The following is a 16,245-nucleotide window of genomic DNA, read 5'->3' as shown; positions in this document are numbered from 1 at the left end:
GCGACTCAACCATGTCCACGCGTGGGGGCACTTGCGAATCTGCGAGATTCGGCCAAGACCGGCGTGCTTCCGCCTCGATACCCTGTCCATTCTGGAGACCAATTACATGACGAACGCAACGACCGAACGCAAGCAGGTCGCAGTTAACGACATCGGCTCAGCCGAAGACTTCCTTGCAGCGGTCGAATCGACCCTGAAGTTCTTCAACGACGGCGACCTCATCGAGGGCACCGTCGTGAAGATCGACCGCGACGAGGTGCTCCTCGACGTCGGGTACAAGACCGAGGGCGTCATCCCCTCGCGCGAGCTGTCCATCAAGCACGACGTCGACCCCGGTGAGGTCGTCGAGGTCGGCGATTCCGTCGAGGCACTCGTGCTCCAGAAGGAGGACAAGGAAGGTCGCCTCATCCTGTCGAAGAAGCGTGCTCAGTACGAGCGCGCTTGGGGCGACGTGGAGAAGATCAAGGAGAACGAGGGCGTCGTCACCGGCACCGTCATCGAGGTCGTCAAGGGCGGCCTCATCGTCGACATCGGGCTCCGCGGCTTCCTCCCGGCCTCGCTCATCGAGCTGCGCCGTGTACGCGACCTGACCCCCTACCTGGGCCAGGAGATCGAGGCGAAGATCCTCGAACTCGACAAGAACCGCAATAACGTCGTGCTCTCGCGTCGTGCGCTGCTCGAAGAGACCCAGTCGGCCACGCGCTCGTCGTTCCTCGCCGAGCTCAAGCCGGGCCAGGTCCGCAAGGGCGTCATCTCGTCGATCGTCAACTTCGGCGCGTTCGTCGATCTCGGCGGCGTGGACGGCCTCGTGCACGTCTCGGAGCTCTCCTGGAAGCACATCGAGCACGCCTCCGACGTCGTCGAGGTCGGACAGGAAGTCACCGTCGAGGTGCTCTCCGTCGAGCTCGACCGCGAACGCGTCTCGCTGTCGCTCAAGGCGACGCAGGAAGACCCGTGGCAGGTATTCGCACGCACCCACGCGATCGGTCAGATCGCCCCGGGCGTCGTCACGAAGCTCGTTCCCTTCGGCGCGTTCGTCCGCGTCGCCGATGGCATCGAGGGCCTCGTGCACATCTCCGAGCTCTCGGGTCAGCACGTCGAGCTCGCTGAGCAGGTCGTGCAGGCCGGCCAGGAGGTCTTCGTCAAGATCATCGACATCGATCTCGATCGTCGCCGCATCTCGCTCAGCCTCAAGCAGGCCAACGAGGGCGTCGACCCCGAGGGCACCGAGTTCGACCCCGCACTCTACGGCATGACCACGGAGTACGACGAGAACGGCGAGTACAAGTACCCCGAGGGCTTCGATCCTGAGACCCAGGAGTGGAAGGAAGGCTTCGAGTCGCAGCGCGAGAAGTGGGAGCAGGAGTACGCTGCCGCTCAGGAGCGTTGGGAAGCGCACAAGAAGCAGGTCGCTTCCATGCTCGCGGAGGCCGCTGCTGCGCCCGCTGCCGAGGCGCCTTCGTCGACGTTCTCGAGCGATGCGGCTTCGGCCGGCGCTCTCGCCGACGACGCTGCGCTGGCTGCACTGAAGGCTCAGCTCGAGGGCAACTAACCCTCATCGCACGCCAGAAGGCCCGGTCCCCGCTTCGGGGGCCGGGCCTTCTGGCGTCCGCGCCGCAGCTCGGGGAGGCGTGACCATCCGCTCACACGCGGGAGCATCCGCTCACACGCGCGAGCATCCGCTCACACGCGCGCGCGTCGCTCACGCAGCGCGCGCTGGAGCCTGCGCACGAGCGCGACGATGACGAACCCGAGTGCCACGAGAGCGACGACCGGGGCGACGACTGCGAGCACCGTGAGCACCACCGCACCGATGTCTTCGAACGTGCTGGCGACGGCCGCGCCTGCCCCAGCCGTCAGCACGTTCACGACCGGGCGCGCGATGGCTTTGAGCGCATGGGGGATCAGCGCAACGCAGGCCCCGACGACGACGGGCCAGACGTCGGCGGAGGCGATGAATGCCGCGGGATCCGACACCGCGACGGTATCGCTGCCGCTCCCGGCGGCGAAGACCATTCCTCCGGAAGCCGGGCGGATGATGGTGTGGAGCACGTCATTGATCGAATCGAGAGCCGGAACCTTGTCGACGAGCATCTCGATCACGAGCAGGACGCCGAGGATGCCCAAAGACCATTCGTTCTCGATCCAGCTCCAGCCGGTCGGAAGGCTCACCCACTCCGTGAACCTGGAGAGCAGGCCCAAGCCCAGCAGCGGAACGTACGCGTTGAGGCCCGCCGACGCCGCGAGCACGACCCCGGTGATGATTTCGAGCATGGTTCCCTCCCGTGAGCCAGCCTACGTCGCCGGCGGATAAGCTGACAGCATGCGATTGATCGGGTTGACGGGCGGGATCGCCGCAGGGAAATCAACGATCGGACGGCGGCTCGCCCAGCACGGCGCGATTCGCATCGATGCCGACGATCTCGCTCGTGACGCCGTTGCCCCCGGGTCGCCGGGTCTCGCGCGCGTCGTGCAACGATTCGGCTCGGGGGTGCTGAGTGCCGATGCAACGCTGGACCGCGCTGCGCTCGGAGCCCGCGTGTTCGGCGATGCGGCCGCCTTGGGTGAGCTCAATGCGATCGTCCATCCCGAAGTGCGGCGACTCTTCCGCGAGCGCGTCGAACGCGCGCGCGCGGAGGACCCCGACGCGATCGTCGTGTACGAGGTGCCGCTCCTCGTCGAGACGGCGGCGCGCGACGAACCGTGGGACCACATCGTCGTCGCTGAAGCCGATGCCGACACCCGCATCGCGCGCATGATGAGCTTGCGCGGCATGAGCGAGGATGCGGCGCGCCAGCGCATATCGCAGCAGGCGAGCGACGAGGAACGCCGGGCCGTGGCCGACGTGGTGATCGATACCTCTGGGACTGAGGCCGAAACGCTGGAGCAAGCAGACCGGCTGTGGCGCCAGCTGCTCAGCCTCGGCTGAACTCCGACACCCAGTCGAGCTGCAGCTGCGCGACGAACGCGATCGTCGCGAAGCAGATGAGGATGACCACCCAGCTCCACGCGTAGCAGCGCCCGAGCACGCGCTGCGCGTTCGGCGATACTGGAATGTCTCCGACCGCGTACGGGCGGAACAGCGTGATCCAGAACAGCGGGATGGTCGCGGTCCAGACGACCATGCACCAGGGGCACAGCGTTCCGAGCATGAACACGCTCTGCACGACGAGCCAGCTGACGAGCGCGAACCCGCCCAGCAAGCCGATCTGATACGTCACCCAGAACCAGGGCGCGAATCGAGCGCCCGCCAGGAGAGCCACGCCGACGGCGATCGGTGCGACGAAGGCTGCGACACCGATGATCGTGTTGCTGAAGCCGAGGAGCGCACCTTGCCAGGACGCCATGTTCGGCCCGCAGGTGACCAGGATGCTCACCGAGCAGTTCGGAACGTAATCCGGGTTCTGCAGCGTCTTGATGTACTCCGTGAGGAGTTCGAACGATGCGAACCATCCGATGGCTCCGGCGACGATCGTGAAGATTGCGAAGGCGACGGAGCGCGACGGGGCGCGGAGCTCTGAACTCATGGCGCGATCCTACTGCGCCCAGCTGCGAGTTCTTTCCTCAGGCCCCTTGCGGACACCGTCGTGACATAATGGTGTCGGTGAGAGGCGCCGCACGGCGAATCTCACGCACAGTCTTTTGAAGGTCGAAGGCCTTCACCGGTCGATGAACGACCGAGCGCGAGCGAACCCGCTCGCGGAGAACAGGATTCGCGGGTCATACCGCACGATGAGCAACCTCTGGGGAATGCGCATTCTCCCGGGGCAGAGGAGACACCAGGAATGGTGAAGAACACAGCAACCGAACAGCACGACAACCCGGGCGAAGAGCCCTCGCAGGAGCAGGAGCTTCCGGCGACCGTGGAGGCGCACGCAGGCTCCACCGAGGCAGCGGAGGCGGAGCGGCCGCTCGCCGAGTCGCCGCCCCTGATCCTGCCGTTCGCAGAAATGACGCCTGAGGAGCGGTTCAGGGCGACGACCAGGTTGCTCTTCCTCGCACCGGACGTGCCGCCGATCGCCCCCCGCCCCAGGCGCGTGGAGTTCCGGCCGACCGAACTGCGTCAGCTCGACGACCTGCTGGACGAGCGCTTCTCACGCGATGAGGCGGGGGACGAGCGGGAAGCAGGCTCGTCCCAGCGGCGCAATCGTCGGCGCACGTCGAGCGATGCCCGGCGGCGCCGGAAGAGGACGCGCCGCGCCGCCAGCCTCGGCAGGCGCCGGTCATCACCGAGCCGCAGAAGGTCAAGGGCTCGACCCGCCTCGAAGCGAAGAAGCAGCGGCGGCGCGACGGGCGCGACGCCGGTCGACGCCGCGTGGTCATCACCGAGTCCGAGTTCCTCGCGCGGCGTGAATCGGTCGATCGCGAGATGATCGTTCGCACGACCTCCGATCGCGTGCAGATCGGCGTGCTCGAAGACAAGGTGCTCGTTGAGCACTACGTCGCGCGATCCAGCGAGAACTCCCTCATCGGCAACGTGTATCTCGGCCGGGTGCAGAACGTGCTTCCGAGCATGGAAGCGGCCTTCGTCGACATCGGCCGTGGCCGCAACGCGGTGCTCTACTCGGGCGAGGTCGACTGGTCAGAGTTCGAGGGCGGAAACACGGCCCGGCGAATCGAGAACGCGTTGAAGCCCGGCGATCAGGTGCTCGTGCAGGTCACAAAGGATCCGGTGGGGCACAAGGGCGCGAGGCTCACGAGTCAGATCTCCCTTCCAGGCCGGTTCCTCGTGTACGTGCCCGGTGGAGCCATGAACGGAATCTCCCGGAAGCTTCCGGATACCGAGCGTGCTCGACTCAAGAAGATTCTCAAAGCGGTGCTGCCCGACGGGGCCGGCGTGATCGTGCGCACCGCCGCGGAGGGCGCGAGCGAGGACCAGCTCACGCATGACGTGCAGCGCCTCACCCGTCAGTGGGAGTCGATTCAGAAGCGCGTCGAGAAGGGCGGCGGCCCGGTGCTGCTGCACTCCGAGCCGGACATGCTCATCAAGATCGTGCGCGATGTCTTCAACGAAGACTTCCACCGGCTGACGATCTCGGGCGCCGAGACGTACGCGACGATCGAGAACTACCTCTCGCAGGTCGCCCCGGATTTGCTCGAGCGCGTCGAGCAGTACCAGGCAGAGCGCGACATCTTCGACGAGTACCGTGTCACGGAGCAGATCGCGAAGGCGCTCGACCGGAAGGTCTGGCTTCCGTCCGGCGGATCACTCGTGATCGACCGCACCGAGGCGATGACGGTCGTCGACGTGAACACCGGAAAGTTCGTCGGCTCCGGCGGCAACCTCGAAGAGACCGTGACCAAGAACAACCTCGAGGCCGCCGAGGAGATCGTGCGCCAGCTGCGACTGCGCGACATCGGCGGCATCATCGTCGTCGACTTCATCGACATGGTGCTCGAGTCGAATCGCGATCTCGTGCTCCGTCGCATGGTGGAGTGCCTCAGCCGTGATCGGACGAAGCATCAGGTCGCCGAGGTCACCTCGCTCGGGCTCGTGCAGATGACCCGCAAGAAACTCGGCCTCGGGCTGCTCGAGTCGTTCAGCGAGCCCTGCGACGTCTGCGCCGGCCGCGGAGTCATCGTGCATCACGAGCCGGTGAGCAAGCACCACCGGAGCGAGGCGCCTGCGCGCGGATCGAAGCGCGGCCGAGGGCAGCAGCAGCACCCGCAGCCACAGCAGCAGCATCAGCAGGCCGAGGCGAAGTCGCACACGCACGCCATCACCGATGGCGCGAAGAACATGCTGGCTCAGGTCGCCGCCTCGACGCTGCAGGCGGCGAAGGAGTCGGAGCACGAGGATCTCGCGCGAGCCCTGCAGGGTGCAGCGCAGACCGGCGCGCCCGCCCGCGATGATCGATCGCCAGAGGATCGACCGCAGGGGGCCCGGTCGCACGGTCCGGAGACGCCACGGGCCACGGGTCGGGCTCAGCTGGGCTCTGACCGGGCGCCGCGCTCGACGGAAGCGCGCAGGGATCGAGCGGAGCCGGTCGCCGACGCACTGCTCGACTCGGTGCTCGAAGCCCTTCCGGCGGCGCCGGCTGCCGGCAACGGACGCGCGCGCAATCGCCGAGTGTCAACGGCGCAGCTGCGCGGCGGCGTCGATGCTGGTCGCACCGAGGGAACCTCAGATGCCGGTGCGGAGACTCCGGAGGCGGCGCCAGTCGATCCGAAGCAGGCCGCCCAGATGGCCCTCGCCGAGGCGCTCGACGCGACGGCGAAGCGCAAGGATTCGGGTCGTTCATGACACGCGGGGGCGCCTATTTGACCAAAATCGGTGCTTCGAGATAATATTGATCGTTGGTGCCACTCCTCGGGGTGGCAAACACAAGCTTCGATCGCGGCGGCGCTGCGGTTCGACACGCAAGGCGATCCTCGAGAAAAGGGTATGAAGTGGTTTACGCAGTAGTGCGCACAAGCGGACGTCAGGAAAAGGTCGAGGTCGGCTCGATCATCACCGTCAACCGTGTTTCGGGCGACTCCACGGGCAAGCTTCAGCTTCCCGCGGTGCTCCTCGTCGACGGCGACCAGGTGACGACCGACGCGGCCGAGCTGGCCAAGGTCACGGTAACCGCAGAGGTGCTCAACGACCTCCGCGGCCCGAAGATCGTGATTCAGCGATACAAGAACAAGACCGGTTACAAGAGCCGCCAGGGGCACCGTCAGGATCTGACGCGCCTCAAGGTCACCGGCATCAAGTAATCGCTTCGACTACGATTCAAGGAGTAGAGACTCATGGCACATAAGAAGGGCGCCAGCTCCACCCGCAACGGCCGCGACTCGAACGCGCAGCGCCTCGGCGTCAAGCGCTTCGGCGGCCAGCAGGTGAACGCCGGCGAGATCATCGTCCGTCAGCGCGGAACCCACTTCCACCCCGGCGCCAACGTCGGCCGTGGCGGAGACGACACGCTGTTCGCCCTCGCGGCGGGCGCAGTCGAGTTCGGTGCGAAGGGCGGCCGCAAGGTCGTCAACATCGTGGCCGCAGCCTAACTTCAGGCATTCAACGGCGAGGCGGGCTTCGGCTCGCCTTTTGCCGTATCTAGGGGCAGGAAAACAGTAATGGTCACCTTTGTCGATCAGGTGCAAGTGCACGTCCAGTCAGGTCGCGGCGGAAACGGCTGCGTGTCGATCCGCCGCGAGAAGTTCAAGCCGCTCGCGGGTCCAGATGGTGGAGCCGGCGGGCATGGCGGAGACGTCGTGCTGGTCGCCGATCCTCAGGTGACCACCCTGCTCGACTACCATCGGCGACCGCACCGCACCGCCGAGAACGGCGGATACGGCGCGGGCGACTATCGAGCCGGCACCAATGGGGCCGACCTCGTGCTCCCGGTGCCGGTCGGCACGGTGGTGAAAGACGAGGCGGGGGAGACCCTCATCGACCTCACCGAGCCCGGCACGCGGTTCATCGCGGCGAAGGGCGGTGTCGGCGGTCTGGGCAACCTCGCGCTCTCCAGCACGAAGCGCAAGGCCCCCGGGTTCGCGCTGCTGGGGACCGAAGGCTGGTCGGGCACGCTCACCCTCGAGCTCAAGACGATCGCCGACGTCGCCCTGGTCGGCTATCCGTCGGCCGGCAAGTCGAGCCTGATCGCCGCTATGAGTGCTGCGAAGCCGAAGATCGCCGATTACCCGTTCACGACGCTGCACCCGAATCTCGGTGTCGTGCAGGTCGCCGATCACCGCTTCACGGTAGCCGACGTGCCGGGTCTCATCGAGGGAGCGAGCGAGGGGAAGGGCCTCGGGCTCGACTTCCTGCGTCACGTCGAGCGGTGCAGTGCGCTGCTGCACGTGCTCGATTGCGCGACGTTGGAGCCGGGGCGCGATCCGCTCTCCGATCTCGAGGTCATCAAGAACGAGCTCGCCGCATACCCCGTGCCCGAGGGTCAGACCCCGTTGCTCGATCGGCCGCAGCTCATCGCACTCAACAAGATCGACGTGCCAGAGGGGCGCGAGCTCGCCGAGTTCGTGCGACCGGAGCTCGAGGCGCAAGGCTACCGGGTCTTCCAGATCTCCACCGTGTCGCACGAAGGGCTTCGTGAGCTCGGCTTCGCGCTCGCCGAGCTCGTCGAGACCGAGCGGCAGCGGCGCATCGACGAAGCACCCGTGCAGGAACGCATCGTCCTGCAGCCGAAGGCCGTCGACGACGGCGGGTTCCGCGTCGTGCCGGAGGGTGGCAGCTACGGAACGATCTACCGCATTCTGGGCGCGAAGCCGGAGCGCTGGGTGGCCCAGACCGACTTCAAGAACGACGAGGCCGTGGGATATCTGGCTGACCGGTTGCAGAAGATCGGCATCGAAGACGCGCTGGTGAAGGCCGGGGCGGTCGCTGGGTCCACTGTGGTGATCGGCCCCGGATCGGGAGTCGTCTTCGACTGGGAGCCCACGATGACGAGCGCCGCAGAGGTGCAGATGGGCGCTCGCGGCACCGACCTCCGCGTCGACCAGAACGGACGGCGCACCAACCAGGAGCGTCGCGTCGACTACCACGGCCTCATGGATGCGAAGGCCGAAGCGCGCGCCGAGCTGGAGCGCGAGCGGAAAGCGGGGCTCTGGGAGGATCAGGCGTGACGCACGGCGACGAATTGCTCTCGGCCCGCAGAGTCGTCGTGAAAGTCGGCTCGTCCTCGGTGAGCGGGGCGAACGCCGCTCAGATCCCCGAACTCGTCGCCTCGCTGGCACGCCTGCACGCAGCGGGCGCGCAGGTGATCCTCGTATCCAGTGGCGCGATTGCGACGGGAGTGCCGTTTCTGCGCCTCGAGGAGCGCCCTGACGACCTCGCTACCCAGCAGGCGGCTGCGGCCGTCGGGCAGAACATTCTGGTCAACCGGTACCAGCGGGCCCTGACGACGCACGAGATCATCGCCGGGCAGGTGCTGCTCACGGCGCAGGACATCGAGAATCCCACGCACCGCGACAACGCTCGACGAGCCATCGAACGGTTGCTGCAGCTCGGCATTCTGCCGATCATCAACGAGAACGACACCGTCGCGACGCATGAGATCCGTTTCGGCGACAACGATCGTCTCGCCGCGCTCGTCGCACGCCTCGTGGACGCCGACCGGCTCGTGCTGCTCTCCGACGTCGATGCGCTCTACACGGCGCCCCCGATGATGGCCGGCGCTCAGCGCATCGCAGCGGTGGCCTATGGCGACCCGTTGGAGGGGATCGAGATCGGCGAGAGCCAGTCGGGTTGGGGCACCGGGGGAGCCGCGACGAAAGTGCAGGCGGCCCGTTTGGCGGCCGACGCCGGCGCCACCGTCCTCCTCACTGAGACACGGCTGTTGGCCGCGGTGCTCGACGGGGCGGATCACGGAACTCGCTTCGCCGCTCGACCCTGAGCCGTCTCGCCTGAGCTGGCTCGCCTGAGCTCGCTCGCCTCAGCGCGGCTCAGCCCCGAGCGACGCGATAAGCTGTGTGCCATGTCTGCTGCCGATGCTTTCGTCGAACGGCTCGAACGCGCCCGTAGCGGCGCTCGAACGCTCGCCGCTGCGACCACTGATTCGAAGAACGCTGCGCTCGAGGCGATCGCCGTCGGGCTCGAGAACGCAGTTCCCGAGATCGTCGCCGCGAATGCTCAGGATCTCGCCAGGGGCGAGGAGAACGGCATCGGCACCGGCCTGCTCGACCGTCTGCGGCTCGACGAGGAACGAGTGCGTGCGCTGGCCGCCGCGGTGCGAGAACTCATCTCACTGCCGGACCCCGTCGGGCAGGTGGTGCGCGGCAGCACGCTGGCGAACGGAATCGCGATCAACCAGGTGCGGGTGCCGTTCGGCGTGATCGGTGCGATCTACGAGGCCCGCCCCAACGTGACGATCGACATCGCCGCCCTGGCGGTGAAGAGCGGAAACGGCGTCGTGCTGCGCGGCGGCAGCGCCGCGGAGCACACGAATGCCGAGCTCGTGGCCTTGATCCAGAGCGCTGTGACGAGCGCGGGGCTGGACGGCCGAGCCGTGCAGACCATCGATCCGTTCGGCCGCGAGGGCGCCGGGAAGCTGATGCGCGCGCGAGGCTACGTCGACGTGCTCATTCCGCGCGGGAGCGCAGCACTCATTTCGACCGTGGTGAACGAGTCGACCGTCCCCGTGATCGAGACCGGATCCGGCGTCGTGCACGTCTTCGTGGACGAGACCGCCGACGACGACATGGCCGTCGAGATCGCGCTCAACGCGAAGACGCACCGGCCAAGCGTCTGCAACGCGGCGGAGACGCTCCTCGTGCACCGCGGCGCAGCCGACCGTCTGCTCGAGCGGCTCTCAGAGTCACTGCTCGCCGCGAATGTGACACTGTACGGCGATACGGCGGTCACGCAGCGCGTGCCGGGCGTCTCGCCGGCGAGCGACGAGACCTGGGGCACGGAGCACTTGGCGCTCGAGATGGGCATCAAGGTGGTCGATTCGCTGGACGAGGCGCTGCTGCACATCCAGCGCTACTCGACTCGTCATACGGAGGCGATCGTCACACGCGACTACGCGAATGCCGAGCGGTTCCTGTCAGAGGTCGATTCCGCCGTCGTCATGGTCAACGCTTCGACGCGTTTCACGGACGGTGGCGAGTTCGGCTTCGGTGCCGAGGTGGGCATCTCGACGCAGAAGCTGCACGCGCGCGGACCCATGGGCCTTCCGGAGCTCACCAGTACGAAATGGCTGGTGCGCGGCGCTGGCCAGATCCGCTGACGCCACCCGCTAGACTGGTTCGGTACCACCCACCGTAACGAATGCAGGGGACCACCAATGTCACTTCTTGCCACGATCGCAGCTGCCGCCGAAGAGGGGCACCACATCGTCAATGAGCTGCCGTTCCCGGCTGTCGTCTTCGGCGTCATCGTCTTCGCTGCGTTCGTCGCGATCGCGGCCGTCACCTTCTCGTTCCGCGATGTTGCCAACCGTCACGCGGCGAAGGCAGAGGCGTACGCTCGCGAGCACGGCTCGGCATCGCACCACTAGAAGAGCGCACCGACCGTGCCACACACACGTCGGATCGGGGTGATGGGCGGCACGTTCGATCCCATTCATCACGGTCACCTCGTGGCTGCCAGTGAGGTAGCTCAGAGCTTCGACCTCGACGAGGTGCTCTTCGTGCCGACGGGCCAGCCCTGGCAGAAGCAGAACGTCTCAGCGAGCGAACACCGGTACTTGATGACGGTGATCGCGACGGCGTCGAATCCGCGATTCACCGTCAGCCGGGTCGATGTGGATCGCGCGGGACCGACCTACACGGTCGATACCCTGAGAGATCTGCACGAGCAGCATCCCGATGCCGAACTGTTCTTCATCTCGGGCGCGGACGCCGTCGAGCAGATCCTCGGCTGGAAGGATGTCGAGCACCTCTGGGATTACGCTCATTTCATCGCCGTCTCGCGCCCCGGTCACGACCTCTCGCTTTCGGGATTATCGGAGGAACACGTAAGCTTGTTGGAAGTTCCCGCGCTGGCGATCTCGTCGACGGACTGCCGGGCACGAGTCGCCCGAGGTTATCCGGTGTGGTACCTCGTCCCTGACGGTGTGGTGCAGTACATTGCGAAGCACGGGCTATACACCGAGGAAGCGACAGAGTGATGAGCGAGCAGGACGAACAACGACCGCTGACCCGGCGTGAGCGGCGCATGCGCGACCTTGAGGAGACCGGCGCCATGGATCTCTCGGAGATCGGCGCCGGGAGCAGCGACGCTCCGAGCCCTCCGGTCAGTGCTGCGCGACCGGCCGCGGGAGCGGACATCGAGATCTCACCCTTCCATCCGGATGGGACCCCTCGGAGCCGACGCGAGATGCGTCAGTTGCGCGAGGAGGCGCTCGCGGCCCTCGGTCACCCCGTCGGCGAGGTTGCGTCTGGCGCCGAAGCGCCGACTGCTGGTGAGGACGATCCGTCTGCTGGTGGGGCTCCGGTTGCTGGAGAGGTTCCGACTGCAGAAGACGCAGCTGTTGCTGCACCCGTTGCGGATGACGCTCTCGTCGCGGATGATGCCCCCGTCGCCGATGAAGTCCCGGTCGCGGATGATGCCCCCGTTGTCGAGCAAGCCGTCGTCGTGGACGAGGCTCAGATCGTCGATGAAGCAGCGGAATCGGACGAGCCAGCTGTGGTCGCCTCCGTGGTGGAAGACGAGAGCGTGGTCGAGCCTGCCGACGCGAGCGGCGCTGCAAGCGAATCGGGCGACCCCGAGGTCGTCGTGGCGGAACCGGCAGCTGGAGAGCCCGACTTCGACACGCTGATGTCGCCGCCGACGGAGCCCTTCACTGTCGAAGAGCTGCGCGAGGCGGAGTCGGCAGAGAAGATCGACGCCGAGGAAGCGGCGACGGAGGGCCAGTCCTCCGATGCTGGCGCGCCCGTGGTCGACGCCCCGGCTGCTGAGGACTCGGCCGATGCGGTTCCCGCGAAGTCGAAGCGGCGGTTCCCGTGGCAGCGCTCGAAGCAGGCTAGTCAGCCCGCCGAGGACCCGGATCAGAGGGCCCCCGAGGCGGCAGAGGAGACGGAGTCCGACACCGCCGCTGCGCGCGAAGCAGAAGCAGCGGCTGACGAGAGCGCTGACCAGCCGACGAGTGAGCGCCCGGAGGACGCGCCGTCGGCTTCGGCCTCCGATGCCGAGCCCGTTGTGGCTGAGATCATCGCCGAAGAGGAGCCGGCGGCAGAGGCCGAGCCCGCGACGACGGTTCTCGATGCCGCGCGCCCGACGCCTCCCGCTGAAGTCCCAGAAGATCTTCCTTCGGCGTCGCCGCAGACGGTCGCGTTTCCGGCGCAGCAGAGCGATGAGGCGCCGCTCGCCGGCGCCGCAAGTGCGAGCGCTGCCGCGACGGACGGGTCCGACCGCAGCACCGGCGCGAATCCGCAGGAGCGTGAGAGCTATTCGTTCCCCGATATCGCCCCTCCGGAGGAGTGGCGCTCGGTGTTCGACGACCCGTCGGGGCGGGAGTTCCAGAACGAGTCGGAGCAGAATCCCGAGAGCGGAGACTTCGACGATCTGATCTCGCGTGCAGTCGCCCAGGAGGGGTCGACTGGCGGGACGGGGACGTCCGCGCTGATCCTGCCGACGATGCCGGAAGACACGGGTGGGTTGACTGGGCCGCTCGGTGCAACTGGCGATCTGTACGTCACCGGTTCTCTGAAGCTCCCGAAGTCACTGGGCGAAACGGGTGGGCATTCGGCGCTGCACGATTCGATCGAGATGGACCCGATCACCGGCGACCAGGTGCCGCCCCGCGACGAGGCGAACGAGGGGCCGGCCCCGGTGTCTGCGCGTCACGCTGTGAGCGCTCGGGTCGATTCCAGTATTCCGGTCGTGGCGAAGCCGACTCGGGAGAAGAGCAAACTGCCGCTCGTGCTTTCACTGACGGGCGGAGGGTTGCTCGTCGTGGTGGTCGGACTGGGCGCCTGGGGCGCGAGCAACGGATTCTTCGGTTGACCGACCGAAGCTCGAACATGTTGAACGAAGGACACGAACTGAACGCTGCAACTGAGACACGAGATGTGCGAACCGACCTGAAGCTCGCCGTAGTGGCGGCCGACGAGAAGGGAGCCACGGCGCAGGTCGCTCTCGAAGTGACGGAGCAGTTCGGCCTCGCCGACGTGTTCCTCATCGTGACCGGCTCCGTCGAGCGCAACGTGCAGGCCATCTCCGACGGGATCGAGGATGCGCTGAACGGAGCAGGGGTGCGCACGGTTCGCCGTGAGGGCCGTGAGAGCGGCAGGTGGATCCTGCTCGACTTCGGCGACCTGATCGTGCATGTCTTCCACCAGGAGGAGCGCGACTTCTACCAGCTCGAAAAGCTCTGGCAGGACTGCCCCACGATCGATACGACGGAGTTCATTCCCGCGGTTCCGCAGGGGCACGCCGACAGCTGAGAATGACGCGCCCGAGATCCCTCGATTTGGCTCTCACGTGTCCGGGTGATGTACAGTAGAAGAGTTGTCGGGCGAGCATTCGCTCGACTTCCCTGGGTCTATGGCGCAGCTGGTAGCGCACCTGCATGGCATGCAGGGGGTCAGGGGTTCGAGTCCCCTTAGATCCACCACACGAGAGAACGGCCCCGCTTCGGCGGGGCCGTTCTGCTGTCGGTGCGGGCAACTACAGTGGGTGCTGTGCGCTCGGCGAGCCGCGCACCGAGGAGACCGCATGCATACGCCCGTTCCCGAATACCTGCAGGAAGTACTCGACGGCCTGAGCGGGCATGTCGACGGGGCGGTGGCCGATTACATCCCCGAACTCGCAGCGGCTGATCCGGATCGCTTCGGCATTGCGCTGATGACGACGAGCGGTCGAATCCACGCCGCCGGGGACGCGGATGCGGAGTTCTCCATCCAGTCCGTATCGAAGCCATTCATCTACGCTGCAGCGATCATGGATCGCGGCCTGCCGCGGGTACTGCGCTCGGTGGGTGTCGAGCCCTCGGGAGAGGCGTTCGACGAACTCTCCCTCGAGCAGGGGTCGCATCGGCCCCGGAACCCCATGATCAACGCCGGTGCGATCACCGCCCACCAGCTTCTGGTCGGCGAGGGTGCCACGAGCGCGCAGCGCACGGACCGTGCGCGGGCGTTCCTCTCCGTCCTGGCCGATCGCGAATTGCGCATCGACGAGGCGGTCATGCAGTCCGAGCTCGAAACGGCCGACCGCAACCTGGCACTCGCGCACCTGCTCCGCAACTACGGCATCTTCTCGACGTCCGCCCATGAAGCCGTGGCGGGATACACGGCGCAGTGCTCCATCATGGTGACGGCGCGCGATCTCGCCGTGATGGGCGCTTGTCTCGCGAATGACGGCGTGCAGCCGCACACCGGCAACCGGGTGGTGCCCAGTGATGTCGCGCGCCAGACGCTCTCGGTGATGGCGGCGGCGGGAATGTACGACGCTGCTGGCACGTGGTTCTCGGAGGTCGGGATTCCGGCGAAGAGCGGGGTCTCGGGAGGCATGCTCGGCGTGTTGCCCGGACAGCTCGGCATCGGGCTCTTCTCTCCACGCCTGGACGAGCACGGGAACAGTGCGCGAGGAGTTGAGGCCTTTCGCCGGCTTTCCTCGGACATGAACCTGCATCTCATGACAGCCGGCCCGGTCGGGTCAGCCCCGATCCGCACGATCGAACGGTGCGATGACCGCATCACCGTGGTGCTGCAGGGAGCCATCCAATTCGCAGGGGCTGAGGCCGTGCTCGATCGCCTGCAGTCGATCGAACCAGGCTCGACACTCGTCCTGTTCGATGTCAGCCGGGTCGATCGGTTTCTCGACGTCGGCCGTAGGATGACGCTCGAAGGCATGCGTCGGCTACGTCTCGACGGACACCGTGTTGCGCTCCACGATCCCGACGGGCTCCTGCCCGAACCGGACATGGGCGATGGGCACGTCCCCGAGTCGTGGCCGGTTCCGACGCCCCATCGGTCATAGCCCGGCAGCCGACCCTGAGGCGGTCGCCGAGGCCGGGGAGCGCCGCGCGGGCCGGCGTCGTCGCCCCACACCGCGCACGAGCAGGCCGTGCGTCGGACTGAACAGGTAGGCGAGGGCGAACGCGCTGCCCTGGACGAGGATCACCAGGCCTCCGGAGGCGGCATCCATCCAGTAGCTCAGCAGGATGCCCGTCACGGAGCAGACGGCCGACAGCACCGGTGCGATGATCAGCATCCGGTGGAACCGGTTGGTCAGCAAATACGCGGTCGCTCCCGGAATGATGAGCATTGCGACGACGAGGATCACGCCGACCACCTGGAGCGCGACCACGGAGGTCAGCGCGAGCAGTCCGAGCAGGAGCGCTCCGAGGAAGCGCGGGCTGAGCCCGATGGCGTGGGCATGCGTCGGATCGAAGGCGTACAGGGTCAGGTCGCGGCGCTTCACCATGAGCACGGCGAATGCGATGGCGGCGAGGGCGGCGATCTGCAGGAGGTCGGCGTCGGACACGCCGAGGATGTTCCCGAAGACGATGTGAGTGAGATCGGTCTGACTCGGGGTCACGGAGATGAGCACGAGGCCGAGAGCGAACAGGGTGGTGAACACGATGCCGATCGCGGCGTCCTCTTTCACACGGCTCGTATCGCGAATCGCTCCGATGAGTGCGACGGCGAGGAATCCGAAGATGAGGGCTCCGAGAGCGAACGGCGCGCCGACCAGGTAGGCGAGGACGACGCCCGGCAGAACGGCGTGCGATACCGCGTCGCCCATGAGCGACCAGCCGGTGAGCACGAGCCAGCACGAGAGGAGCGCGCAGACGACCGCGGCGATCGTGGTCGTCATGATGGCGCGCACCATGAACTCGTACTGCAGCGGTTCGAGGATGA

At 66.9% G+C, this 16,245-nt stretch carries 17 protein-coding genes and 1 tRNA gene; 15 read left to right on the top strand and 3 right to left on the bottom strand.

Annotation, left to right across the window (positions count from 1 at the left end):
- Positions 1-106: 106 nt before the first annotated feature.
- The gene (gene rpsA / locus JSQ98_RS04145; RefSeq protein ID WP_090149227.1) at positions 107-1,552 is read left to right on the top strand and encodes a 30S ribosomal protein S1; all 1,446 of its coding nucleotides are present in this window, start codon (positions 107-109) and stop codon (positions 1,550-1,552) included.
- A 131-nt stretch (positions 1,553-1,683) separates the two neighbouring features.
- Here the strand turns inward: rpsA and JSQ98_RS04140 are convergent, their stop codons facing one another.
- On the bottom strand, positions 1,684-2,274 hold the full coding sequence (locus JSQ98_RS04140) for a DUF4126 domain-containing protein (protein WP_090149223.1): 591 nt from the start codon (positions 2,272-2,274) through the stop codon (positions 1,684-1,686).
- Positions 2,275-2,323: 49 nt separating this feature from the next.
- Between JSQ98_RS04140 and coaE the strand changes: the two genes are divergently transcribed.
- The gene (coaE, locus tag JSQ98_RS04135) at positions 2,324-2,929 is read left to right on the top strand and encodes a dephospho-CoA kinase (protein WP_211648487.1); all 606 of its coding nucleotides are present in this window, start codon (positions 2,324-2,326) and stop codon (positions 2,927-2,929) included.
- Here the strand turns inward: coaE and JSQ98_RS04130 are convergent.
- Positions 2,916-3,527 carry a vitamin K epoxide reductase family protein gene (locus JSQ98_RS04130; RefSeq protein WP_211648486.1) on the bottom strand — a complete coding sequence of 204 codons (612 nt, stop codon included), beginning with the start codon at positions 3,525-3,527 and terminating at the stop codon, positions 2,916-2,918. The genes coaE and JSQ98_RS04130 overlap by 14 nt on opposite strands.
- 258 nt (positions 3,528-3,785) lie before the next feature.
- Here JSQ98_RS04130 and JSQ98_RS15490 point away from each other — a divergent pair, with 258 nt between their 5' ends.
- From JSQ98_RS15490 to JSQ98_RS04070, 13 genes are all read left to right on the top strand, one after another.
- Entirely contained in the window at positions 3,786-4,373 is a 588-nt protein-coding gene (locus JSQ98_RS15490) for a hypothetical protein (protein WP_430413595.1), read from the top strand.
- The gene (locus tag JSQ98_RS04125) at positions 4,316-6,244 is read left to right on the top strand and encodes an Rne/Rng family ribonuclease (protein WP_430413594.1); all 1,929 of its coding nucleotides are present in this window, start codon (positions 4,316-4,318) and stop codon (positions 6,242-6,244) included. The genes JSQ98_RS15490 and JSQ98_RS04125 overlap by 58 nt, the downstream gene beginning before the upstream one ends.
- A gap of 146 nt (positions 6,245-6,390) precedes the next feature.
- Positions 6,391-6,699, top strand: coding sequence for a 50S ribosomal protein L21 (rplU, locus tag JSQ98_RS04120; protein ID WP_090149206.1), 309 nt, complete (start codon positions 6,391-6,393; stop codon positions 6,697-6,699).
- Between the two features lie 33 nt (positions 6,700-6,732).
- Entirely contained in the window at positions 6,733-6,987 is a 255-nt protein-coding gene (gene rpmA / locus JSQ98_RS04115; protein ID WP_010157307.1) for a 50S ribosomal protein L27, read from the top strand.
- A 69-nt stretch (positions 6,988-7,056) separates the two neighbouring features.
- A complete protein-coding gene (gene obgE / locus JSQ98_RS04110; RefSeq protein ID WP_200328721.1) occupies positions 7,057-8,562 on the top strand; it encodes a GTPase ObgE in 1,506 nt (501 codons plus the stop codon).
- Positions 8,559-9,332: a glutamate 5-kinase gene (proB, locus tag JSQ98_RS04105; RefSeq protein ID WP_090149197.1), complete on the top strand. Its 774-nt coding sequence runs from the start codon at positions 8,559-8,561 to the stop codon at positions 9,330-9,332. Before obgE ends, proB begins: the two co-directional genes overlap by 4 nt.
- Positions 9,333-9,413: 81 nt before the next feature.
- Complete coding sequence (locus JSQ98_RS04100) at positions 9,414-10,667, top strand: glutamate-5-semialdehyde dehydrogenase (RefSeq protein ID WP_249290725.1); 1,254 nt, start codon at positions 9,414-9,416, stop codon at positions 10,665-10,667.
- A gap of 57 nt (positions 10,668-10,724) precedes the next feature.
- Positions 10,725-10,937: a hypothetical protein gene (locus JSQ98_RS04095; protein ID WP_211648485.1), complete on the top strand. Its 213-nt coding sequence runs from the start codon at positions 10,725-10,727 to the stop codon at positions 10,935-10,937.
- 15 nt (positions 10,938-10,952) lie between these two features.
- Complete coding sequence (gene nadD / locus JSQ98_RS04090) at positions 10,953-11,549, top strand: nicotinate-nucleotide adenylyltransferase (protein WP_336662089.1); 597 nt, start codon at positions 10,953-10,955, stop codon at positions 11,547-11,549.
- Entirely contained in the window at positions 11,549-13,387 is a 1,839-nt protein-coding gene (locus JSQ98_RS04085; protein WP_211648484.1) for a hypothetical protein, read from the top strand. Before nadD ends, JSQ98_RS04085 begins: the two co-directional genes overlap by 1 nt.
- A 65-nt stretch (positions 13,388-13,452) precedes the next feature.
- Complete coding sequence (gene rsfS / locus JSQ98_RS04080) at positions 13,453-13,827, top strand: ribosome silencing factor (protein WP_430413593.1); 375 nt, start codon at positions 13,453-13,455, stop codon at positions 13,825-13,827.
- Positions 13,828-13,921: 94 nt separating this feature from the next.
- A tRNA-Ala gene (locus tag JSQ98_RS04075) sits at positions 13,922-13,997 on the top strand.
- 101 nt (positions 13,998-14,098) lie between these two features.
- Complete coding sequence (locus JSQ98_RS04070; protein ID WP_211648483.1) at positions 14,099-15,361, top strand: glutaminase; 1,263 nt, start codon at positions 14,099-14,101, stop codon at positions 15,359-15,361.
- Here JSQ98_RS04070 and JSQ98_RS04065 read toward each other — a convergent pair.
- A complete protein-coding gene (locus JSQ98_RS04065; protein WP_211650398.1) occupies positions 15,356-16,216 on the bottom strand; it encodes a metal ABC transporter permease in 861 nt (286 codons plus the stop codon). The genes JSQ98_RS04070 and JSQ98_RS04065 overlap by 6 nt on opposite strands.
- Between the last annotated feature and the right edge of the window lie 29 nt (positions 16,217-16,245).

Source organism: Leucobacter manosquensis, assembly GCF_018304845.1.
In the GTDB taxonomy this organism is placed as follows: Bacteria; Actinomycetota; Actinomycetes; order Actinomycetales; family Microbacteriaceae; genus Leucobacter; species Leucobacter alluvii.
The sequence above is the reverse complement of the archived record's forward strand: the minus strand, read 5'-3'. Positions and strand labels throughout refer to the sequence as shown.

Bases quoted from the DNA above. Each gene is read 5' to 3' on its own strand.
- rpsA (WP_090149227.1), top strand. From the start codon at position 107: ATGACGAACGCAACGACCGAACGCAAGCAGGTCGCAGTTAACGACATC.
- JSQ98_RS04140 (WP_090149223.1), bottom strand. From the start codon at position 2,274: ATGCTCGAAATCATCACCGGGGTCGTGCTCGCGGCGTCGGCGGGCCTC.
- coaE (WP_211648487.1), top strand. From the start codon at position 2,324: ATGCGATTGATCGGGTTGACGGGCGGGATCGCCGCAGGGAAATCAACG.
- JSQ98_RS04130 (WP_211648486.1), bottom strand. From the start codon at position 3,527: ATGAGTTCAGAGCTCCGCGCCCCGTCGCGCTCCGTCGCCTTCGCAATC.
- JSQ98_RS15490 (WP_430413595.1), top strand. From the start codon at position 3,786: ATGGTGAAGAACACAGCAACCGAACAGCACGACAACCCGGGCGAAGAG.
- rpmA (WP_010157307.1), top strand. From the start codon at position 6,733: ATGGCACATAAGAAGGGCGCCAGCTCCACCCGCAACGGCCGCGACTCG.
- obgE (WP_200328721.1), top strand. From the start codon at position 7,057: ATGGTCACCTTTGTCGATCAGGTGCAAGTGCACGTCCAGTCAGGTCGC.
- JSQ98_RS04100 (WP_249290725.1), top strand. From the start codon at position 9,414: ATGTCTGCTGCCGATGCTTTCGTCGAACGGCTCGAACGCGCCCGTAGC.
- JSQ98_RS04095 (WP_211648485.1), top strand. From the start codon at position 10,725: ATGTCACTTCTTGCCACGATCGCAGCTGCCGCCGAAGAGGGGCACCAC.
- JSQ98_RS04085 (WP_211648484.1), top strand. From the start codon at position 11,549: ATGAGCGAGCAGGACGAACAACGACCGCTGACCCGGCGTGAGCGGCGC.
- JSQ98_RS04070 (WP_211648483.1), top strand. From the start codon at position 14,099: ATGCATACGCCCGTTCCCGAATACCTGCAGGAAGTACTCGACGGCCTG.
- JSQ98_RS04065 (WP_211650398.1), bottom strand. From the start codon at position 16,216: ATGGTGCGCGCCATCATGACGACCACGATCGCCGCGGTCGTCTGCGCG.